Below are 2,052 nucleotides of genomic sequence, written 5' to 3'. Positions count from 1 at the left end.
GGCGATCGAGCGCCYGCAGCACGACAAGGTCGACTTCGTGAAGATCACCGACAGCACGCTGACCCCGGAACTGTTCCTGTACTCGGCCAGCGCCGCGCGCAAGGCGGGTTTCAAGGCTTCAGGCCATATTCCGATGGCGTTGACGGTGGAGCAGGCCGTGGATGCAGGCCTGGCCTCGATCGAACATCTGGACTATGCCTTCAAGGCGGGCAGCAAGGATGAAGCGCAGATCGCCGCGGATTTCGGCGCCGGGCGCATCGACCGCGCCGAAGCCAACCGCCGGCTCGACGCCAGCTTCGATCGCGAAACCGCGCTGCATGCCTATCGTGATTTCGCCAAGCGCGGCGTATTCGTGACGCCGACCCTCAACGGCGGCCGTATCCTCGACTTCCTCGACCAGGACGACCACGCCAACGATCCGTATCTGGCTTATATCGGCCCGGGCCTGCGTGCGACGTACGCCTGGCGCGTGGAGCGCGCTGCCAAGGCGACACCTGCGCAGATCGAGGCGCGCCATGCGCAGTACCACCAGGTGGCCGCAGTGCTGCCGCTGCTGCAGGAAGCGGGGGTGACGATCATTGCCGGCACCGATGCGGGCTTCCTCAATTCGTTCAACTACCCGGGTATCGGCCTGCACCAGGAGTTGCAGCTGTTCGTGAAGGAAGGCCTGAGCGCACCGCAGGCGCTGTCCGCCGCGACCCGCTCCGGTCCGGCCTGGTTTGGCCAGATGCAGCGTTATGGTGGTGTCGCCACGGGCAAGGCGGCCGATCTGGTACTGCTGACCGCCAACCCGCTGCAGGACATCGCCGCCACCGAAAAGATCGACAGCGTGATCCTGCGCGGTGATGTGTACGATCGCGCGGCGCTGGACAGGATGCTGGCCGACACCAAGGCAAAGGTCGCTGCATGGAATGCCGTGGCGAAGCAGGACCACGCTTCGCAGTGATGCGGCCGGTAGCGCCTAGCGCGGTGCCGGCCGCATGCCATGCAGCTGCGGCAGCGTGGTTTTCATCGCATCGATGAAGGCGCGCAGGCGCAGCGGTTGCTGTCGCGCAGCGGGGAACACCAGATGCACCGGCAGCGGTGGTGCCTGCCAGTCCGCTAAAAGCTGCACCAACCGACCTTCGGCCAGATCCTCGGCCACCAGCCAGGCCGACACCACTGCGGCCCCCAATCCCGCACGTGCGGCCTGCTGCACCACGAACAGGTTGTCACTCAGCAGGCGCGGCGTGATCGACAGCGTGTGCGCACGGCCCTGCGCATCGTGCAGCAGCAGACGTTCGCGGTAGTAGGTGACCAACGAGATCCACGGCAATGCCTGCGCCTGTTCGGGGCTGGTGATCGACTCCGCATCGGCCAGCGACGGTGCGGCCACGACAATGCGAGGTACTTCGGCCAGCGGCAGGGCAACCACGCGCGGTTCATCGACCGCGCCGACCCGCACCGCGCAGTCGATGCCTTCGGCGATGAAGTCCGGGCGGCGGTCCTCGAGGATCCACTCCAGGCTCAGTTGTGGATGCTGGGCCAGGAAGTCGAGCATGGTGGGCAGCAGCTGTGCCTGGCCGAACGCATGCGGCACCATCACCCGCAGGCGACCGCTGAGCCTCTGTGTCTGCCCGTGCAGCTCGGCCTGCAGCGCTTCCCATTCGTCCACCACCCGCTGCGCATGGCGTTGGCAGCGCTGGCCGTCCTCGGTCAGCAGCAGGCCGTGGGTAGAGCGCTGCAGCAGGCGCAGGCCCAGCTGCCGTTCCAGGGCTTGAAGCCGACGGCTGACGGTGGGCTGGGTGGTGCCCAGCTGCACGGCGGCGGCCGAAAGGCTGCCGCTGTCGACGATGCGCAGGAAGGTACGCAGCAGGTCCAGGCGGTCGCCGCCCGATGCAAGGTCGTTCATGCGCATAGCGTATGTAAAGTATGTTGTTGAGCCTACTACAGACGCCTTGCGAATGTAGGCACGCTGGGCTCCAATTCTCTCCCTGGTGCCTTCCATGCCCGCTCCCTCGCTCTCAGCCGTCGTCTCTGCGCCACGCGCTGCGCCCGCCCCATCACTGGTAC

General features: G+C 66.6%; 2 protein-coding genes. One reads left to right on the top strand and one right to left on the bottom strand.

All coding sequences use genetic code 11. The features are described from left to right. The coding region (locus tag AB4Y84_RS20040; RefSeq protein WP_442250765.1) for an amidohydrolase family protein at positions 1–946 on the top strand (946 nt) is incomplete at its 5' end. A gap of 15 nt (positions 947–961) precedes the next feature. On the opposite strand, the gene AB4Y84_RS20035 is transcribed toward AB4Y84_RS20040, so the two are convergent. Continuing rightward, complete coding sequence (locus AB4Y84_RS20035; RefSeq protein ID WP_313446976.1) at positions 962–1,891, bottom strand: LysR family transcriptional regulator; 930 nt, start codon at positions 1,889–1,891, stop codon at positions 962–964. Positions 1,892–2,052: the final 161 nt, after the last annotated feature.

This window comes from Stenotrophomonas sp. 2YAF22, assembly GCF_052114665.1.
GTDB lineage: Bacteria > Pseudomonadota > Gammaproteobacteria > Xanthomonadales > Xanthomonadaceae > Stenotrophomonas > Stenotrophomonas indicatrix.
Note: the sequence above shows the minus strand (reverse complement) of the source record. Positions and strands in the feature narration are given on the sequence as shown.